At 31.4% G+C, this 19,977-nt stretch carries 18 protein-coding genes; 2 read left to right on the top strand and 16 right to left on the bottom strand.

Annotation, left to right across the window (positions count from 1 at the left end; all coding sequences use genetic code 11):
- Positions 1 to 96: 96 nt before the first annotated feature.
- From lptB to SOI86_RS01040, 4 genes are all read right to left on the bottom strand, one after another.
- Complete coding sequence (gene lptB / locus SOI86_RS01055) at positions 97 to 825, bottom strand: LPS export ABC transporter ATP-binding protein (RefSeq protein ID WP_320681776.1); 729 nt, start codon at positions 823 to 825, stop codon at positions 97 to 99.
- A gap of 94 nt (positions 826 to 919) precedes the next feature.
- A complete protein-coding gene (locus SOI86_RS01050; RefSeq protein ID WP_320681775.1) occupies positions 920 to 1,288 on the bottom strand; it encodes a DUF309 domain-containing protein in 369 nt (122 codons plus the stop codon).
- 11 nt (positions 1,289 to 1,299) lie between these two features.
- Positions 1,300 to 3,096 carry a translational GTPase TypA gene (typA, locus tag SOI86_RS01045; protein ID WP_320681774.1) on the bottom strand — a complete coding sequence of 599 codons (1,797 nt, stop codon included), beginning with the start codon at positions 3,094 to 3,096 and terminating at the stop codon, positions 1,300 to 1,302.
- 128 nt (positions 3,097 to 3,224) lie between these two features.
- Positions 3,225 to 3,938, bottom strand: a complete 714-nt coding sequence (locus SOI86_RS01040; RefSeq protein WP_320681773.1) for a M15 family metallopeptidase — start codon at positions 3,936 to 3,938, stop codon at positions 3,225 to 3,227.
- 112 nt (positions 3,939 to 4,050) lie between these two features.
- Between SOI86_RS01040 and chlP the strand changes: the two genes are divergently transcribed.
- On the top strand, positions 4,051 to 5,391 hold the full coding sequence (gene chlP / locus SOI86_RS01035; RefSeq protein WP_320681772.1) for a geranylgeranyl reductase: 1,341 nt from the start codon (positions 4,051 to 4,053) through the stop codon (positions 5,389 to 5,391).
- Here chlP and glyS read toward each other — a convergent pair.
- Positions 5,372 to 7,534 carry a glycine--tRNA ligase subunit beta gene (gene glyS, locus SOI86_RS01030; protein WP_320681771.1) on the bottom strand — a complete coding sequence of 721 codons (2,163 nt, stop codon included), beginning with the start codon at positions 7,532 to 7,534 and terminating at the stop codon, positions 5,372 to 5,374. The two genes, chlP and glyS, sit on opposite strands and share 20 nt — an antisense overlap.
- Before the next feature lie 87 nt (positions 7,535 to 7,621).
- On the opposite strand from glyS, the gene SOI86_RS01025 reads away from it, so the two are divergent.
- A complete protein-coding gene (locus SOI86_RS01025; protein WP_320681770.1) occupies positions 7,622 to 9,409 on the top strand; it encodes an NADPH-dependent assimilatory sulfite reductase hemoprotein subunit in 1,788 nt (595 codons plus the stop codon).
- Between the two features lie 3 nt (positions 9,410 to 9,412).
- Here SOI86_RS01025 and SOI86_RS01020 read toward each other — a convergent pair whose 3' ends face one another.
- The 11 genes from SOI86_RS01020 to SOI86_RS00970 form a co-directional block, all read right to left on the bottom strand.
- The gene (locus SOI86_RS01020; protein ID WP_320681769.1) at positions 9,413 to 10,096 is read right to left on the bottom strand and encodes a M15 family metallopeptidase; all 684 of its coding nucleotides are present in this window, start codon (positions 10,094 to 10,096) and stop codon (positions 9,413 to 9,415) included.
- Between the two features lie 58 nt (positions 10,097 to 10,154).
- Positions 10,155 to 12,614: an ATP-dependent DNA helicase RecG gene (gene recG / locus SOI86_RS01015; protein WP_320681768.1), complete on the bottom strand. Its 2,460-nt coding sequence runs from the start codon at positions 12,612 to 12,614 to the stop codon at positions 10,155 to 10,157.
- Between the two features lie 21 nt (positions 12,615 to 12,635).
- On the bottom strand, positions 12,636 to 13,790 hold the full coding sequence (locus SOI86_RS01010; RefSeq protein WP_320681767.1) for an adenylate cyclase: 1,155 nt from the start codon (positions 13,788 to 13,790) through the stop codon (positions 12,636 to 12,638).
- A complete protein-coding gene (tsf, locus tag SOI86_RS01005; protein ID WP_320681766.1) occupies positions 13,726 to 14,382 on the bottom strand; it encodes a translation elongation factor Ts in 657 nt (218 codons plus the stop codon). The genes SOI86_RS01010 and tsf overlap by 65 nt, the downstream gene beginning before the upstream one ends.
- Positions 14,383 to 14,424: 42 nt before the next feature.
- Complete coding sequence (rpsB, locus tag SOI86_RS01000; protein WP_011818259.1) at positions 14,425 to 15,129, bottom strand: 30S ribosomal protein S2; 705 nt, start codon at positions 15,127 to 15,129, stop codon at positions 14,425 to 14,427.
- Between the two features lie 127 nt (positions 15,130 to 15,256).
- Positions 15,257 to 16,168 carry a glycosyltransferase family A protein gene (locus SOI86_RS00995; protein ID WP_320681765.1) on the bottom strand — a complete coding sequence of 304 codons (912 nt, stop codon included), beginning with the start codon at positions 16,166 to 16,168 and terminating at the stop codon, positions 15,257 to 15,259.
- Positions 16,169 to 16,230: 62 nt separating this feature from the next.
- A complete protein-coding gene (locus SOI86_RS00990; protein ID WP_011376314.1) occupies positions 16,231 to 16,380 on the bottom strand; it encodes a hypothetical protein in 150 nt (49 codons plus the stop codon).
- A 19-nt stretch (positions 16,381 to 16,399) separates the two neighbouring features.
- The gene (locus tag SOI86_RS00985) at positions 16,400 to 17,128 is read right to left on the bottom strand and encodes a DevA family ABC transporter ATP-binding protein (protein ID WP_320681764.1); all 729 of its coding nucleotides are present in this window, start codon (positions 17,126 to 17,128) and stop codon (positions 16,400 to 16,402) included.
- A 13-nt stretch (positions 17,129 to 17,141) separates the two neighbouring features.
- Complete coding sequence (gene devC / locus SOI86_RS00980) at positions 17,142 to 18,314, bottom strand: ABC transporter permease DevC (protein ID WP_320681763.1); 1,173 nt, start codon at positions 18,312 to 18,314, stop codon at positions 17,142 to 17,144.
- The gene (locus SOI86_RS00975) at positions 18,314 to 19,228 is read right to left on the bottom strand and encodes an HlyD family efflux transporter periplasmic adaptor subunit (RefSeq protein ID WP_320681762.1); all 915 of its coding nucleotides are present in this window, start codon (positions 19,226 to 19,228) and stop codon (positions 18,314 to 18,316) included. Before SOI86_RS00975 ends, devC begins: the two co-directional genes overlap by 1 nt.
- Positions 19,228 to 19,953 carry a phycocyanobilin:ferredoxin oxidoreductase gene (locus SOI86_RS00970; protein WP_320681761.1) on the bottom strand — a complete coding sequence of 242 codons (726 nt, stop codon included), beginning with the start codon at positions 19,951 to 19,953 and terminating at the stop codon, positions 19,228 to 19,230. Before SOI86_RS00970 ends, SOI86_RS00975 begins: the two co-directional genes overlap by 1 nt.
- Positions 19,954 to 19,977 lie beyond the last annotated feature (24 nt).

The raw sequence follows: 19,977 nt of genomic DNA, 5'->3' as shown, positions 1-19,977 counted from the left end.
GTTTTTATATTCAATGTCAAACAAATAATAAATTAAATCTTTCTTATATGAGTAAATCTTTAATAATAAAGTTTTAATTTATCTTGTAAAAGGATTTCAAAGTTTGAAATCATCACCCAGATAATACTTCTTGACTATTGGATTATCTGCCAATTCACTTGATGACCCGTAAGCTAAAATTTTTCCTTCACTTAATACATATGACTTGTTGGTAATTAAAAGGGTTTCCCTCACATTATGGTCTGTAATAAGAATTCCTACCCCGTCACCACTTAATTTAAGAATTAGTTTCTTTAAATCATTAACAGCTAGAGGATCGATTCCAGCAAAGGGTTCGTCTAGTAATAAATACTTAGGTCCTTTTTTGCCTACAGTGAGCGCTCTAGCTATCTCACACCTCCTTCTCTCTCCCCCTGAAAGCTGATAGCCATAATTATCTACAAAATTATTCAAATTAAATTCATTAATTAATTGTTCTCTTCTATTTCTAATTACCGCTCGACTATAAGATGAATTCGCCAAAGCTAAATCTATATTTTCCTTAACAGTTAGGTCTCTAAATATACTCGCCTCCTGAGTCAAATAACCCAAACCAAGTCTTGATCTAATTGGGAGAGAAAGATTAGTTATATTTTTACCATTCATGAAAACTTCACCCTTATCAGGTTTTATATTCCCAACTGCAAGATTAAAAGTGGTAGTTTTACCTGCACCATTAGGTCCCATCAAACCTACAACTTCTCCTGGATTTACAGTTATGGAAACATCATTTACGATTAATCTTCCCTTAATTGAAAGTGATACATTTTGAATTTTTAAGTTCATCTTCCTTGAAATCGTTTAGCTATCTTGTTTTCATGAAAAGAAATTGAGATAAAAAATAATAATTCAAATAAAGAGAAAGATATATTCATATTCATCAAAGAGGTTTCAAAAAAGGCTTATCGTCCTCATTTAAGATCTCTTTATATTGTAATTTCCTCAATAAATCTTCCAAACATCTGCAGAAAGATTCAAGATCAATACCTAAATTAATCTTGGTTCTAGTTTTTATCCTACCTAAACCTTCTCCAAGCAAAATAGTAGCTCCATTTAAATTACCCTTACTTAAGTGAAACTGCGATACGGATACTTGCAAAATTCCTTGGATGACTTGTCTTTCGTCACCTTGAACAGAATTCCAAATTTCTTCAAAAGCGTCATGAGCCTCATACCATTCATGATTGTTAAAAAGATTTAAAGCAGTAAAAAGGGAATCATTAAAACTTTTTGTACTTTCTTCATTCATCAAATTAATTATTAATATTTTTTCTTCTTATTTATTTTTCTCATTCTTATTGAATCAGGTGTTACCTCTAGCATTTCATCAGGACCGATATATTCAAGTGCTCTCTCAAGGGTAATATCAACAGGTGACTGCAAAGTATCAAGTTCCTCTGCCCCTGCAGACCTCATATTAGTCAACTGCTTAGTTTTACATATATTCAACTCAAGATCTTGAGGTCGATTATTCTCTCCAATTATCATTCCCTTATAAACTTTAACTCCTGGTTTAATAAAATAAACCCCCCTATCTTCAGCATTCTTTAATGCATAAAATGTGGCCACACCTTCCTCAAAAGCTATAAGAACTCCATTTCTCCTTGTTTCAAAATCTCCTGTCTTAGGTTTATATTCATAAAAAGAGTGACTCATGATACCTTCACCTCTAGTTATCCTAACAAATTCACCACGAAATCCAATTAGTCCTCTAGATGGCACAAGGAATTCTAATTGGGTTCTCCCATCTGAACTTGTCTGCATGTTTTTCATCTCTGCCTTTCTCGATCCAAGTTTCTCTATGCATGAACCAACAGACACTTCAGGTACATCTAGAACCAAAGTCTCTATAGGCTCACATTCAACATTATCAATTTCTCTAAAAATTACTTGAGGTTGTGAGATTTGGAACTCAAACCCCTCTCTTCTCATGGTTTCAATCAAAATACCTAAATGTAATTCACCTCTTCCTGAAACTGAGAACCTGTCGGGAGATTCAGTTTCTTCGACCCTTAGGGCAACATTTGTTAAAAGTTCCCTCTCCAATCTATTTTTTAATTGTCTACTAGTAACAAATTTCCCTTCTTTACCAGCAAATGGGGAATCATTGACAACAAAAGTCATATTTAAAGTAGGTTCATCAACTTTGATTAATGGAAGAGGATGAGGAGAATCGGGACATGCGATGGTCTCACCAATATTGACGTCATCGAAACCAGAAACAGCAACAATATCACCTGCGAATGCTTCATTTATGTCAATTCTTTGTAATCCTTCGAATCCTAATAGTTTACTAACCTTGCCCTTAATAGTTTTTCCATTTTCTTTAATCAAACAAGTTTGTTGACCATTTTTTATGGTTCCATTATGAATCTTTCCTATTACAATCCTACCCAAGAAATCAGAATAGTCCAAAGTAGTAATTTGTAGTTGAAGAGGTTTATTTGAGTCGCCTACTGGAGGTGGAACATGTCTGAGAATAGCTTCAAATAGGGGCATCATATTGTCACTATTAGATTCCATATCTTCTTTCGCGAAACCAGATAGGCCGCTTCCAAAAAGATAAGGAAAATCACATTGATCATCATCAGCTCCCAATTCTAAAAACAAATCAAGAACCTTATCAATTGCTATTTCTGGTACTACTCTTGGTCTATCAATTTTGTTTACAAAAACTATAGGCCTTAGGCCTTTTTCTAATGCTTTTTTTAAGACAAATCTTGTTTGTGGCATTGGGCCCTCATTTGCATCAACAATAAGTAAACAACCATCAACCATTCCCAAAACCCTCTCGACTTCGCCTCCAAAATCAGCATGACCAGGTGTATCTATAATGTTAATTCTGGTGTTTTTATAGTTAACTGCAGTATTTTTTGAGAGTATGGTTATTCCTCTTTCTCTTTCTAAATCATTTGAATCCATTACACATGTAGGAATAACTTCATTATCTCTAAATATTCCTGATTGCGATAACAAGGCATCCACTAGAGTTGTCTTACCATGATCTACGTGGGCTATAATTGCAACATTCCTAATTTCTTTTATTGAAGATGACATTTACAAAATTTATATAAATAATAGATTTACTACATTAAGGCTAACTCAAAGAATGCTTATTATGAGAATTTTCTCTTTAAGATTTTGGAAAACATAATCATATTGAATAATTTAATTAGAAATTTAATTTATAATTTTCTATTTGAACTTTCAAAAACTTTTAAAGCTTCAATAGAGCCCTCATATCTCCAATGCCAAGGTTCGTAATCTATATATTGATTATTTTTGTTAAAAGATAACTTAAAGTGGTACTTAGCTGCATTTTTGATTAACCATCTAAAGGCATCAGTATTTTCGAATTCAGTCTCAAAGTCTGTTTCTCTTCGAGTAGCATCACCAATATCAATTGCAAAACCAGTACTATGCTCAGAATATCCAGGTGGGGCTGAAACTCTAGCTCTTTCTGCCGCTTCTTGATTTCTAATAGATTTTAAAGAATAAAAAATATCGTTTTGCAAATTTATTGATCTATACCCACTCAAGAAGACCAAATATATCCCATTCTTTCTAGCTTCTTCTCTCATATTTAATAAAGAATCACGCATGTCAACATGAACTTCAATATTTGGCTCAATTAAAACTAATTTATCTTTACTAATTTCTTTATAGGGTAGATGACCCAAAATTCTATGTTCGTGATTTCTCTCAATCTTAAAATTGAGATTGATCAGAGGTTCTAATTCTATGTCTCTAATCAATCGCAATAAAGTAAGGGAAAAAAGGAGAAAAAGAAATGGAGAAAATATAATAAATTTTTTTAATAATGTTGAATTAGAAGTATTTAAGTAAGTTCTTTTGGCGAAAGGTATATCAAATTGATTTAAATCTTTTTTTTGTTCCAATTATTAAGAGGTGAATTTGGAAAACATATTTCGATATTAACTATTTTTTTAAGAAATGCACTTTTATAAGCAAAAAAGATGTAGTTTTTATATACAGTATTATTTTTTTCGTATGTTGAGGGTAGCTGTTATTGGAGGAGGTCCAAGTGGTTCATGTGCTGCAGAAATACTTGCCAAATCTGGAATACAAACTTGGCTTTTCGAAAGAAAATTAGACAATGCCAAACCTTGTGGTGGAGCTATACCTCTATGCATGGTAGAAGAATTTGACTTGCCCGAATCAATTATCGATAGAAAAGTAAGGCATATGCGAATGATCTCTCCTTCAAATAGAGAAGTTGATATAAGTTTAGATAAGGTTTATGGCAAAAGTGATAATGAATTTATAGGAATGTGCAGAAGAGAAGTAATGGATGCCTTCATGCGAAACAGGGCCGCTGATCTAGGAGCTACATTAATTAATGGATTAGTTACTTCAATTGATACAGGCAATAACAACCAAGGTCCATATAAACTTATATATTCTGACTATTCTTCTGGAGATAAAAAAGGAGAGCTGAAAGAACTTACAGTCGACCTTTTAATTGGGGCAGACGGAGCCAATAGTAGAGTTGCAAAAGCGATGGACGCAGGAGATTACAAAGTAGCTATAGCATTTCAGGAAAGAATTAAATTGCCCAAAGAAGAAATGAGTTACTATGAAGATCTTGCCGAAATGTATGTAGGAACTGACGTTTCTCCTGACTTTTATGGTTGGGTATTTCCTAAATATGATCATGTTGCTGTAGGAACAGGTACAATGCAGGAGAATCAATCATTAATAAAGGGTCTACAAGAAGGAGTAAGGAATAGGGCAAAAAAAAGACTCGTAAATGGTGAGGTTATAAAAGTAGAGGCACATCCTATTCCTGAGCATCCTAGGCCTCGAAGAGTTGTTGGGAGAATGGCTTTAGTAGGAGATGCTGCTGGTTATGTTACGAAGAGTTCTGGAGAGGGAATATATTTTGCTGCAAAGAGTGGAAGAATGTGTGCAGAAGAAATTGTTGAAGCTTCAAAAAATGGAGAAATTATACCCTCAGAAAATGATTTAAAAAATTACTTAAAGAAATGGGATAAAAAGTATGGAGCAACATATAAGGTACTAGAAATTCTGCAAAATATTTTTTATAGGAACGATTCTGCTAGAGAAGCTTTTGTGGAAATGTGTGATGATATGGACGTTCAAAGACTCACTTTCGATAGTTATTTATATAAAAAAGTTGTTGCAATGAAACCAATACAGCAAATTAAACTTACCTTGCTTACTCTTGGATCAATTTTAAGAGGAAAGGCACTTGCACCATTAAATTACAAACCTGTTGATAGTGCAGTAAGAGAAGAGAAAGAAGTTGAAAAAATGCTTAAAAATTATTCAATTAAAGGGGGTATTAAAGTTAAACGTTCAAAAGTGTAAAGTCAGCGATCTTTAGAGAATAATTTCTAATTAGACTCAATAAGTTAAGTCTATTATTTCTTATTTTTGTATCTTCTGACATTACCAGAACACCCTTTTCATTATCAAAAAAATCCTCAATAGTATTTATATTAATCTCGAACAAATTTAGAAGTTTCAAATAATTGCAATAATCTTTCGAAAAAAGTTTTTCTAATTCTCTAATAAATTCAAATAATTTTAATTCACAATCTTTTTCAAAAAGTTTAGTGTCTATATAGTCTCCTATTGAGAAAACATCTGATGGCAGATTACTGCTATTCGATAATTTACTTACCCTAGTAATTACCCTCTGGATTTCAACAAAAGTTTCTTTTTCTTTAAAAATGACAAGAGCTTTAATCCTATTTTTCAAATCAACAAGATTCAATATTCTTTTTTTAGAAAATTCACCCGAGTAGCATACGGCTTTTATTAATTCTTTACTTAAAGATAATTCTTCGAGATGACTGCCAATTCTTTGAAATAAAAATTCATTTAAATCATTTAAAACTTCCTCTTTTGAGAAGTTCAAGTTCGGGAATGAGATTCCCCAAAACTCAATAAGCTCGTTAAACAAATTATCTAAAGGCAAATAAAGTTCGTAATCCCAAATTATTTTAATGACTCCATTTAAATTTCTTCTCAGAGCATAAGGATCAGATGATCCACTTGGACGCTTACCAGAAATAAATATACTTATTAAAGTTTCAATCTTGTCTGCTATGGAAACTATTGCACCGTATTTTGTAGAGGGCAAAGCATCTTTATAAAAAGAAGGTAAATAATGTTCAGCTACAGCCAAACAAACATCATCATTAAATCCTTCATTTTTGAGATATTTACCACCCATTATTCCCTGCAACTCTGGGAATTCGTATACAATTTCGCTAGACAAGTCGTTTTTACAGTATTTGGCAGCTTCTATTATTTTGATCTCTTCTAAAGATTTATCATTTAAAAATAAAAGAATCTTTTTAGTAACTTCCACTATTCTTTCTACTCTCTGAAGAATATTGCCAAGTCCTTTCAAATAAGAAACAGATTTAAGTTTTTCATTCCTTTCAATTGAAGAAACCTTTTTATCACTAGCCACAAAAAACTTTGCATCTGAAAACCTTGCCCTTAATACTTTCTCATTACCCTTAGCAATATTATCATTTGATTCTTCAAGACCATTTGAAATCACGAAAAAATTTGTACTTATGTTTTTTTCAGAGCTTAAATCTAGCTTGGAAAAAGTATTATTTTTTAATAAAAGAGGCACATATCTCTGATGACTTTTCATAACTGTTGACAGAACTTCTACAGGAAGCTCAAGAAATTCTTCACTAAACTTACCAACAATTAATTCTGGCCATTCAACTAAATCAGTTAGTTCATTAAGCAATTCTTCAGAAAGGTCAGGATTAACATTTAGGAATTTAGCTTCATTATTTATAAGACTTGAAATTTTTTCTTTCCTTTCGTTTCGCTTAACTAATACCCTATATTGTTTCATTAATTCAAAATAATTATAAGGGTTTCTAACTTCAAAAACTTCATTTATTAGTCTATGGCTTTTTGATTTATTACTTATTTGAATCTTTGGATCACATTCATCAAATACAAAATCAAGAATTTCATCATTGTAAAGAGAGGCAATCCACCTAATAGGTCTTGAAAATTTTATGTTCCCCTCTCCCCATTTCATAAATCGAGGACCTTGAAGACTCTTAATTACTTTAGGAATAATTGAAGACAACGAAGTTCTTGTTGATTCTCCCTTCTCAATTTTCATTCCAAAAACAAAATCACCCTTTTCCGTATTTTTTATTTCTAGCTCACCTACTTCTATACCTAAACTATTAGCAAAACCTAAAGCTGCATTAGTAGGAGATCCGTTAAAAAAAGCTGAATCTGCTTTAGGTCCTTTTCTCACTATCGTTTTGTCTTCAGCGTAATCGATTAAGCCTTCTATAAGTAGAACTATCCTCCTTGGTGTAGAGGAAACAACAACATTGTTGTATTTAATAAGCTTTTTATCCAATTCAAATTCTATTAGAGATTTAAATTGATCAAGAACAGAATGAGAAAATTTAGCGGGCAACTCTTCGGTTCCTATCTCAAGTAAATATTTAGACAAGAAAAAAATATGATTTCTATTACTATAATTTACTACCGGTTAAATAAGCTTTTCGCTAATGTATAAAAAGAGATATGTTTTGGTCCTTTGATCAAGGTTGAGAAAGTAAAAAAGAAAAAAAATTCTACTAAAGAAGAAACTGTTTGCTTGGCAAATGGATTAGAAGTTTCTAAATTTGAAAAATTCAAAGAAAGCAGCAAATTTCTTAAGGAACCACTTGCTACGGAATTAGTTAACAAGAACGATCATTTTACTAATGATGCAGTTCAGTTATTGAAATTCCATGGTAGCTATCAACAAGATAACAGGGAGAATAGAAAGCCTGGCAAAAGTAAAGATTGGCAAATGATGCTTAGGTTGAGAAGTCCAGGAGGGGAGATCCCTGGGAAATTATTTTTAGCATTAGATGAATTATCTGACAAACTGGGTAATGGATCACTTAGGGCAACAACAAGGCAAGCCTTTCAAATGCATGGAATTAGAAAGGAGAATTTAAAAGAAGTAATTCAAACAATTATAAATTCAATGGGCTCAACATTAGCTGCATGTGGGGACATAAATAGAAATGTAATGGCTCCAGCGGCTCCATTTGATTCGCCGGATTACATTATTGCAAGAGCATTGGCTAAAAAAGTTGCAGACCTTCTCACACCATTAGCTGGACAAGGTACTTTTTTAGAGCTTTGGGCTGATGGGGATTTAGAATACACAATAAAGCCTGACAAAGAAATTGAAGCCATTAGGAGGCTTCAATTTAAAGATAATGTTTTTAGTGGAATAAAAGATGAGCCTCTATATGGTTCAACTTATTTACCAAGAAAATTCAAATGCGCTGTTACAGTCCCTGGAGATAATTCAGTTGATCTTCTTACTAATGACATCGGAATAGTTGCCTTTACTTCAAAAGATGGAAACTTAGAGGGTTGCAACTTCTATGTTGGCGGTGGCATGGGTCGCACACATAATAATGAAGAAACTTTCGCAAGAATTGCAGATCCGCTGGGATATGTTAAAGAACAAGATATTTATGAATTAATACAAAGTATTGTTGCTATTCAAAGAGATTATGGTGACAGAAAATCAAGAAAAAATTCTAGAATGAAATACCTTCTTCATAGAAAAGGTATTAAATGGTTTAAAAAGTTACTCATAGAAAAGTACTTTAAAAAAGAAATAAAAAAAATCAGAAAAGAACCGAATCAAATCCTTGTTGATTATCTAGGTTGGCACAAACAAAATAAAAGCTCTTATTTCGTAGGGTTACCTTTACTATCAGGGAGATTATCAGGAGAGAAAAAAAATACCATTACTACTATCGTAAAAAAATATAATCTTGATTTAAGACTTACTCCTAATCAAGATATTTTACTTTGTAATATTCCTAATAAAAACAAAAGTGAAATCAAAAAAATTCTATCAAAAATTGGATACAACAATTTAGATAAAATTAATGAAATACAAAGACATGCGTTGGCATGTCCAGCTTTACCACTTTGTGGTCTTGCGATGACTGAGGCAGAAAGAATTTTACCTGATGTCCTCAAAAGGATTGAAAAATTACTAGTAGATCTAAAAATAGAAAAGACAATATTATTTAGAATGACAGGGTGTCCAAATGGATGTACAAGGCCTTACATGGCGGAATTAGCACTTGTAGGAAGTGGACAAAACAAATACCAATTATGGTTGGGGGGAAGTAAAAATCTACAAAGATTGGCTAAACCATACTTACAAAGAATGGAACTAAACGATTTAGAAAAAACTCTTCAACCACTATTTAATCATTGGAAAAGTAGTTTAGATTTAGATTTCGGCGATTTTATAAATACGCAAGATGAAAATTCTATTTTGAATTTACTAAATAAAATTAATTAGAATTTAAATTTTCCCATAAATAGCATTTGCTTTTTTATTTTTCCAAGCCCATAATTGGTCACCATAACTAAAATGCCACCATTCATTTGGATGTTGTGCAAACCCAAATTTAGTCATAATTTCCCTCAATAAATTTCTTCTAGCATTCCAAATAACTGCTTTTTCATTTTTTTTGTTTTCATAGAAATAAGGATTTGAAGTTAAATCCATTTGATCAACTTTGCTTCCCATCTCAACAGGATTTCCAAATTTATCAGACAAACAGACATCCAGTGCTCCACCAGTTGAATGAGGTGGAGGACACATAGGGTCGCAGGAAGGATATGCCCAAAATTTTTCAACTTTCTTTAAAATAGATGGATAAGATTTCATATTTTTTATGGAAGCATCAATATCTAATTTTTTGCACTCTAATAAAAATGATCTTTTAAACATAAATTCTTGTACTTCTAAAGGTCGCCAACTGTCATAAATTAAAAGGTAAAAACTAGTCTTTAATTTCAAATAATCATTTACTTTTACTAATCTATTTACAACCTCCTTTCTTAATTTCCAAATAGAAGTTTTATCTTTATAAGGTGCTCCCAAATGAGAGTAAGGGTGCGGATCAAAAAAGTTTAAGTAGCTTGGTATAGCAATTAATTTATCTCCATTCTCTTTAATTGGTATTTCATTCCAAATCTTCAATTAAAATTTGCAGTTGATTTTATACTTGCATATATTTAAAAAATAACAATAATAGTTTTTAATTTAAGAAATCATGAATAAATTTATTTTCAGAATTATCAATTAGTATATTCCTTAAAACTATATTTTCTTCTAGAAAGGGATCATTACTAACAATCTTAATAGCCTCTTCTCGAGCCTTTTCAATTAGAAATTTATTGTTTGGTAAATTGTCCAATACAAAATCAGGCAATCCAGATTGCCTATATCCTAAAATCTGGCCTGGACCTCTAAGCTCTAAGTCTTTTTCGGCAATATAAAACCCATCATTAGATTTTTGCAAAACACATAGTCGCTTATTTTCTAATCCATTTTTATTAGAGGTTACTAGATAACAAAAAGATTTAGTTGATCCCCTACCAACTCTCCCTCTTAATTGATGTAACTGAGACAATCCAAATCTTTCCGAATTATAAATAATCATAATAGTGGCATTAGGTACATCAATTCCAACCTCAATTACAGTAGTTGAAACTAATATATTAATTTCATTTTTTAAAAAAGAATTAATCACTGCGTTCTTTTCTTCTGAAGTTAATTTGCCATGTAATAATCCAACTTTGTTCTTTAAAAATACCTTTTCTGATAAATATTTGAATGTTTTCTTTGCAGAACTTAAATTCATTTTTTCTGAATCTTCTATAAGTGGCAAAATCACATAAGCTTGCCTTCCCTTAGTTATCTCATCTTCAACAATCTTGAATAAGGTAGTTAAATCATCTTCTGAAATTATTTTTGTAGTTATAGGAACTCTCCCAGGAGGGAGTTCTGTAATTTGACTTACATCTAAATCTCCATAAATTGAAAGAGCAAGAGTTCTTGGAATTGGTGTTGCTGTCATTGATAACAAGTTAGTATTTTCTCCTTTATTAAGTAATCTATTTCTTTGAGTAACTCCAAACCTATGTTGTTCATCAATTACGACCATCCCTAATGAATTAAAGATGACTTTATCCTCAAATAATGCATGAGTACCTACGAGAATATCAACTAATCCATTGTTCAAATTCGAGAGAATTTCTTTTCTCTTTTTTTGGGGAGTATTCCCAGTAAGAAGTTCAACAGAAACCAAAAGGGGATTCAAATATTTTAATAAATTTTTATAATGTTGTTCTGCTAATACCTCAGTTGGGACCATAAATGCACCTTGCAGGTTTTTTTCAATAACAATTAAAAGAGATGCTATTGCAATTATAGTTTTACCACTTCCTACATCTCCCTGAAGCAATCTAGACATTGGAACGGGATTAGATAAATCTTTCTTAATTTCATTTAAAACATTTACTTGAGATTTTGTTAATTCAAAAGGAAAACTATTTAAAAATTCTTTTAGTAAAGATTTCTTTTGAGTTAATTGTTGGACACTTACATTTTTTTTCGTCTTTCTTTTTCTAAGTAGAAACTTTATTTGCAATAGGAACAACTCATCAAAAACCAAACGTTTTTTTGACTCAATAAGTGCCTGTTGATTTGGTGGGAAATGAATATTAATCAAAGACTCTCCTTTTGATAATAAAGATAATGAATCAAGTTGCTTTTTATTTAAAATTTCCGGATATTGCTTTGCATAAATTAGTACCTTTTTCATAAGTTTTATAAAACTCATATTTGATAATGCCTCACCTAATGAATACAAGGGCAATATTTTTCCTGAAAAATTAAAATTTTCATTATTATCCTTAAGAATTTCAATCTGCGGATCTACAAAAGTTTTGCCATAATCTGTCAATTTAACTCTACCGGAAATTGCCAATTTGGTTCCAGTCTTATACAAAGATTTTTGAGATTCGAAGAAGGAGTAAGATCTAAATCTTCTTCCTAGAAAAAATTTTGTAACCTTTATTGAAGACGTTTCATCAGAAACTACAAAATTCATTATTGATAAATTACTATTCTTTTTACTCTTATGAATATAGAATCTTTTAATATTTGCGATGCACGTATATAAATTATCTGGTTTTAAATTTATTATCTTAACTCTATTCGTATAGTCTAGATATGTTCGCGGGAAATAATTAATTAGATCCTTTATATGAAAAATCCCTAATTCATTAAGCTTGTTTTTATAAACTTTTCCCACATTTTTTATTAATGAAATATCTGAATCAAAAGACAAATTTGAATCAGCCTTATTCAGAAAAACTTTATTAGAAATATTATTAGAACTTTCTATTTCTAAAGTTTTACCAAGTTTATAAAGATTTTTTCTTGTATCTATAATTAATCTTTTCCTTTGATTCTCATCTAATTTATTATATTCATTATATTTTATAGAAAATTCATTAAATATCCTCAAATATTCGTCTGAGAGATTTAGATTATCCAGTTTTTTCAATGATTCATGCAAATAATCATTAAAATATTTTTCTCTTCCTAGGGTATTAATAAATTTGTTTTCAGTTTCAATAGTTAGAGACTTTTGAAGAGGTCTTATCCAATCTTTAATTAATTTATTATTATTATTTCCGCTAATAGTCACATTTGAAAAAGAGTTATTTTTTCAATGTATCTTATTCAAAGTTATTTCTTTTTGCCTCCAGTATGTCTCTTTTTTAATCAAACGCTGAAATTGATTTTTTAGCTCATTTATTTTAATCCTTTGAATAGAAAGATTTAAATTATTAAACTCTAATTCAACAGTAGATATACTAAAGAAAATAATACTTGTAAGATTATTGACGTTTAATGATGACCGGTTTAAGTTGAATTCGAAATTAATAACAAAAGGATATGGATGTTTTATCATCAAATTTTTGCTTACTAAGTAATCAAAGGAATCTTTAGATATCATCTTTTTTATTAGATTGGCCTTAAATAATTCTTGGTTAATCTTATATGAAAGATTCAATAGTAAATTTTCCAATGACTTTTCTATTAAATCAAAATTTTTAAGAATCTGATTTTTGGGTGAAATATCCATTTGATTGATATTATCTTTTTCTGGATGTCTTGGTTTTTCAACATTTACTTCCCCTATTAATTCAAGTAGGGAGGAAATAAATTGTTTTTCAACTCCTAAATTTTCAATAATATTGTTATTTGATAAATAATTATTATGGTCATTATTATCTAAATTAAGTGATACGAATTTCTCATAATTATTAGCTTGATAATATTCAGAAGTATTTGAAATGTCTTTACTAACCTGGAACTGAATGGGTTCATCTAATTGAAAACCATCTTCATATTGAAATTTTTCTTTTTGGTCATCCTTTGCTTTTGTGGAAATATCTAACCTATTAAAATTAATTTCCTTATTTATGTTTTTTTCAATTTCATTTATTTTTAATTGCTCTACTGTTAATAAGGGCAAATTCGTATAAACAAGTTTACTTATTTTTTTCTCAAAGAGACCAAAAAATTCATTTTCATTTATAAAATTATCATTAATTGTTGGATAACTATATATTTGGTTAAGCCCTTTTTCTACGGAGATATAAAGTAAATCTCTTACTAGATTAAGATAAAGTTCATATTCCCTATACATATTTCTAATTAATATACTTTTTTGTATATCTGCTCTCTCTAATTGAGAGTTAATTTTATCTATATCTACGTAATTATTGAAATTATTCAAATCATTCAAGTGACTAGTTTGATTGCATTGATGCAACCTCTTCAGCGAAGTCCATTTGATTTTTTTCAATACCTTCACCCAATGTATATCTTGTAAAGCGTCTTACTTTTATATTTTCCCCAATTTTTGCAGCTGCTTGTTTAACAAGATCCTCAACAGTAATAGAACTATCTTTAATGTAAGGTTGTGAAAGTAAAACTAGCTCATTAAGTCTTTTCGCTATTCTCCCTTCAACTATTTTTTCTTTAATTTTTTCTGGTTTTCCAGATAAATCATCTCTCCCCATCTCGATCTGCTTTTCTTTTTCCACAACATCCTCTGGTATTTCATCAATTGAGACATACTCAACATTTGGGCAAGCTGCTACTTGCATTGAGACATCCTTCAACAGAGATTGAAAAATATCGCCTCTAGCAACAAAATCAGTTTCACAATTTAACTCTAGTAGAACCCCCACTCTTGATCCAGTATGAATATAACTAGCAATTGAACCTTCAGCCGCAACTCTTCCCGATTTCTTTTCAGCACTAGCTATACCTTTCTTTCTTAACCATTCCAAAGCTTTATCAACATTTCCATCAGTTTCGTTAAGTGCTTTTTTGCAATCCATCATTCCTGCGCCAGTCTTGTCTCTAAGATCTTTTACAAGTTTTGCTGTAATGTTTCCCATTTGAAGTAATAAAAAAGTAATTAATAAGTTTTAAATTGGAATTTAATTTTTCCTTTCGGCATTAGAACCCTTTCTGCCCTCATTTATAGCATCTGCAAGTCTTCCTAAAATAAGTTGCACAGATCTAACGGCATCATCATTACATGGAATAGGAACCTCACACAAATCCGGATCGCAGTTTGTATCCAACATTGACACTAATGAGATATCTAATTTCCTAGCTTCTAATACTGCATTAGATTCTCTTCTCTGATCAACTAAAACAACTACGTCTGGTAATCTTCTCATACCCTTGAGTCCGCCTAAGTATTTTTGTAATCTTTCAAGTTCTCTCCTTAAAACTGCAGCTTCCTTTTTGGGTCTCATTGCTATTGAACCACTACTTTCCATTCTTTCTAGATCCTTTAATCTTTCAATCCTAGCTTTCATTGTTGTCCAATTAGTCAACATCCCTCCTAGCCATCTTTGATTTACATATGCAGCTCCGCATCTAGTAGCTTCCTGAGCTACTACATCTGATGCTTGTTTTTTTGTACCGACGAACAGGAAACGTTTACCACTTTTTGCTGCGTTTCTTGTCCATTTATACGCATTGTTCATACACAATGCTGTTTTCACTAGATCAATAATATGAACTCCATTTCTAGCGCAATATATATACTTAGACATCTTTGGATTCCAACGTCTAGTTTGATGCCCAAAATGAGCACCAGCTTCCATCATTTCAGATAGTGATACAACAGCCATAATTTAAAAGGGTTTCGGGTTAGCCTCCATCTGACGGGGATTTATATTGGTAAATCACCCGAAACTGTCAGATGTGTGGATTTTATTTCATTAATTCTAGCAAGTGATGTGTATTTCTAAAAGTTTTTTATCTTGATTTGGTTAACTGTTTAATGTAAATCATATTCAGAGGAATTCTAAGTATCTCAAGTGCAAGTCTATTTCTTCTTATCTTTATTAGAAATTTTAATAAAGGGAGGATTCTATCAATACTAATTAGTCCTCCCAAGCAAAGAATTTGCCAAAGTAAATTATGAATAGGAGTTAATTGAATCATAAATCTAACCCTTAAATTTGGATGTTTCTTAAAAAACACTAAAGCCATTTTCGCCCTTTCTTTTTCTTGAACTATTAATGAATCTATTTGCTCGCAATTAAATGGTGGATGCCAATGAAAACCTACTGCATTTGGACATTTAATTAATTTTGTCCCAATTTTTTTTAATCTTTCTCCAAGTTCTAAATCCTCCCAACCGTAGAGACTAAAAGAGGTATCAAATAAGCCGATGCTTAAAATTAATTCTTTTGATATCGCAACATTTCCAGTAGCGAAGTAAGCAAAAGAAGTGTCCATTATTTTATGTTTTTCACTCTGAGGATTTAGAAAATTAGATGTATTGACCACCGAACCATAGGTAAAACATTTTTTATCATTTTCTCCCCAAGAGGCAAGTAATTTTTCTACGTGGCAATTTATAAAATTATCTAAAACAATAAGATCACTATCAATAAATATAATTATTTCATATTTTGATTTAATTACCCCAAGATTTCTTCCCAGTGCAGGTCCTCCATGTTCTTGCTGAAATAGAACCACGTGTGGGAGATTATCTTTATTTTTATTTATCCATGAGCTTGTTCCATCAGTGGATCCATCATCAACTACTATTACTTCATAATTACTGATATTTCTATTTAATTTTTGATTCTCAAGCGCAACAAGACATTTCTCTAATATAGGTAATCTATTGTAAGTCGGTATAACAATACTTACATTCATGATCTCGCCTTAAATATGCATAATATATAGGACTCCAACAAGATAAAAATAAAAGATATTCCCTAATCAGCTGCACCGCCATTATTTGCCGTACCTGTAACGTTTCCACCGTCAGGTCTTCCATCAGTTCTTAATTTCCTTTTTTTGAATTTTCTAGCATAGGCTCGATTACGTTCCTGCTTCTCTTTTTTTAGATTCCTTCTCTTAGACATGAAATTTTTAGCTTTTTAATTATATTAGCTCACTATGAGCACTATATATTTTACCATCTTCCATATTTAATATCCTATCCGCCATATCAGAAATTCTTGGATCATGAGTGACCATAAGTACAGAACAATTTTGCTCTTTTGCTAATTTTCTTAAAAGGGTTACTATTTCTCTTCCTGTGACACTATCTAAAGCAGAAGTGGGCTCATCAGCCAATAAAAGTTTTGGGTTAGCAGATAAAGCCCGAGCAATTGCTACTCTCTGTTTCTGCCCACCAGATAAGTCATTTGGCAACTTCTTATGATGTTCTTCTAATCCAACTGCTGACAACCAATTCTGCGCTATTTCACGTCTTTGCAAATATGTTAATCCTTTTATTAAATCGGCGCCCATCTGAACATTTTGTTCCGCTGTCAAACATCTCAGAAGATTGTGACCTTGAAAAATCATTCCAATACTTCTTCTAAGAATCTGACGCGTTTTCCTTGATGCTCCATTTAACTGATTATTTAATACAGTTAAATCACCACTCTGACAGGTTCTCAAGGCACCAATTAAGGTTAAAAGAGTAGTTTTACCGCATCCAGAAGGTCCTTTTAAAAGAACCAACTCTCCTTTATCAATATTTAAATTAACGTCATTAAGAACTTGTTTCTTATTCTCATTTTTTCCATAAAAGTGACTCAAATTATTTATTGAAACTGTTTTAAAGTTTTTAACATTGTTTTTTGATTTATTAGCTTTAACCATTTAGATTTAATTATTAAAATATTTCGGCAGGATCAGCGTCAACTAATTTACGCATCGCAACAGCGGCGGAACCCATACACATTACTAAAACTAATACGAAAATTAAAATAGTTTTATCTGCATCCATAATTATTGGGAGTTTGGTAGATTTCCTTATTACTGAGTAAAGTACTTGACCAGAAAAATAAGCAGGTAAATAACCAAATAATGCCAACAAAAACCCCTCTCTAGCTACGACAAAAAATAGGGATTTAAGTCTATAACCCATTGCCAATAGGGTGGCGTATTCGGGGAGGTGGTCTGTAACGTCACTATAAAGAATTTGATAAACGACCACACACCCTACAACGAAACCCATCAATGCTCCCAAACTAAATATAAAACCTATTGCAGTACTATTCTTCCAATAATTCTTCTCAAATTCTATAAATTGATTTTTTGTAAGAACACGAACATCATTTGGGAGTGAGTTATTTAATATTCTTGAAATAAATTCAGGATCAGATCCTTTTTTTAGCTTTACCAAACCAATTTCTATACTTCCAGGAGGATTAGCAGGGAAAAGTCTTAAGAAGGTTTCACGGCTAGTTATCAAATTACCATCTGCACCAAAAGATGGTCCCAACTCCACAAGGCCTTCAACCATCACCCTTTTCCCAGCAACCTCAGTCTCAACTTTTTTTTCTGATAAAAACCATTCTTCAATTGGTCCAAATTCAGGTCTAGATAGTTTGTCAAAAAGAACTCTTGAGGGATTTCTCAATTTATAGGCTTTCCTTGAGAATCCATCATCTAAAAGGAGTGAATCAGAGGGATTAAAACCTAATGCAAGTATCGATCTGGTTTTAAGATTCTCGGGATTTCTCCAAAGTAAATAATTTAGATTGACGGGAGCCGTTTTTTCAACATCTTCTATTGCGAGAGTTTGAATAAGCCTTCTTTTTGGGAATCCACTCATGCTTATAGAACTTTTTGATCTGGGACTTATCAAAACAAGATCAGCATCTAAAAGTTTATGAATAGTTACACTCGTGTCAAATAAACCATCTCTGAATCCTAATTGCATAAACATCAAAATCCCTGCAAAACTTATTCCAGCTATGGCAACTGCGAGCCTTAATGGTTGCCTAGTTAATAACAACCAAGCTAATGGTATTTTTCTGAATTTTAAAAAAGAAAAACTCATTAGGGAATAAATTTTGCAATCACTTTCATTCCTGCATAATTTTGCACGATATCTATAGAATCTTGATCTAGTTTTACAAGAACCTCAATAATTCGCGAATCAGCATCTCCTGTGGGATCAGTCGACAAAACTTTTCTTTGCTTTACCTGAGGACTAATCCTAATTACCTTTCCTTTAAGATTTTCTTGGAAACCACCATTCTCACTGCTCAATTCAACATTCTGAGAGATAAAGACTCTATCGATATCAGATTCATAAACCTCTATCAAAGCTTCCATTTTTTGACTAGAGCCAATATCCAAGATCCCTTCATTCTTGGGCCTCTCACCAACTCTCGTATTTATTCCAAGGATAAAACCATCAATTGGACTTCTTAGTTTTGAATTAAATAGATCTATCTTGATATTTTTTTGATCTCCGATAAGGTTGATTTTCTGTTTTTGCAATTTTAATAATTCATCTTTTCTCTGCGAAAACTGTACGAAAGAATATGCATCTTTGCTCAAAGCTAACTCATACCTTTGAATTTGATCTTTCTTGAGAGCAATTTCATCGTTAATAGTATTAATTAGATTTTCATTTCTTTCAAGATCAGAAATTAACTTTTCTCCATTTTCAAAAATTGCGAGAATATCACCTTTTTTCACAAAATCTCCTTCATTGACTAAAATTTCGACAACTCTAGGAGATGAGCCAAATTGACTTATCGGAGCTGCCAATTGCCTAATCTCTCCGGAAGGAGAAAGTTGACCTAGTGCGGCAACAGCTGTAATAGGCGGAATAATATCTACACTTATTTCCTTTCTAAATTTTGGATTAGATTTATTATTGCCAGAACAGGAAATCATCCCAAGAGATAATGGAGTAAATAAAATTAAATAAATAAATAAATTTTTAAATGTTTGTAATTTCATTAAAAATCGAAGAGCACCGTTTTTATATATTTATTGACCCATTTTTCATCAAAATATTTTAAAAGAACCATACTAGTCTTCTCATTTTTCATTTGTTGCATACAATAATTTTTTTGATAATTTATTCTCTCTTGAATAATTTCCTCCTTAAATTCAGGTTTAGCTTCCTTACTTAATTTGATCAAAATAGAAAGATATTGATTAACAACTCTGCAAAAATCATTTTTTTCAGATTTATTTTTTAAAGAAGCGAAAAATACATTTTTAGAAAAAATCCCCCCCCAGTTAGGAAGTTCTCTCAATGAAGTGAAAGAACTTTTATCAACTACAGAAAGAGATTTTTCATATTTAATACCTTGATTTCGAGATGCTGGTGATAAATCAACAATGGCAGCAGATACAATATCATTTATTTTTACTAAATCCATCCCAAAAATTGGAATATCAAACTTTGGATCAGGGAAAAAAACGCAATGTAAAATCTTAAGATTCTTTGAAAATTCTGCCACCTCAATATGTAACTTTCTAAACCCTTTTGCTTTATGAAATTCATTTTCTATATAAAATTCTTTCCCTACTTCGTTAGATATTATATTAGTAAGATTAGGATCGACTTTTATACTCTCAAGATCCTCAAGCATGGATCTATACTCTCTGATATTTTGTAACAGGTCCAAAATAAGAGGGTCTTTTAATTTTGTTTTAGTAAAAGATTCAGACAACAAGGGGAAAAAGTACCAAAATAGGGT

Origin of the sequence: Prochlorococcus sp. MIT 1314, assembly GCF_034093315.1 — a bacterium.
Taxonomy (GTDB): domain Bacteria; phylum Cyanobacteriota; class Cyanobacteriia; order PCC-6307; family Cyanobiaceae; genus Prochlorococcus_A; species Prochlorococcus_A marinus_Y.
The sequence above is the reverse complement of the archived record's forward strand: the minus strand, read 5'-3'. Positions and strand labels throughout refer to the sequence as shown.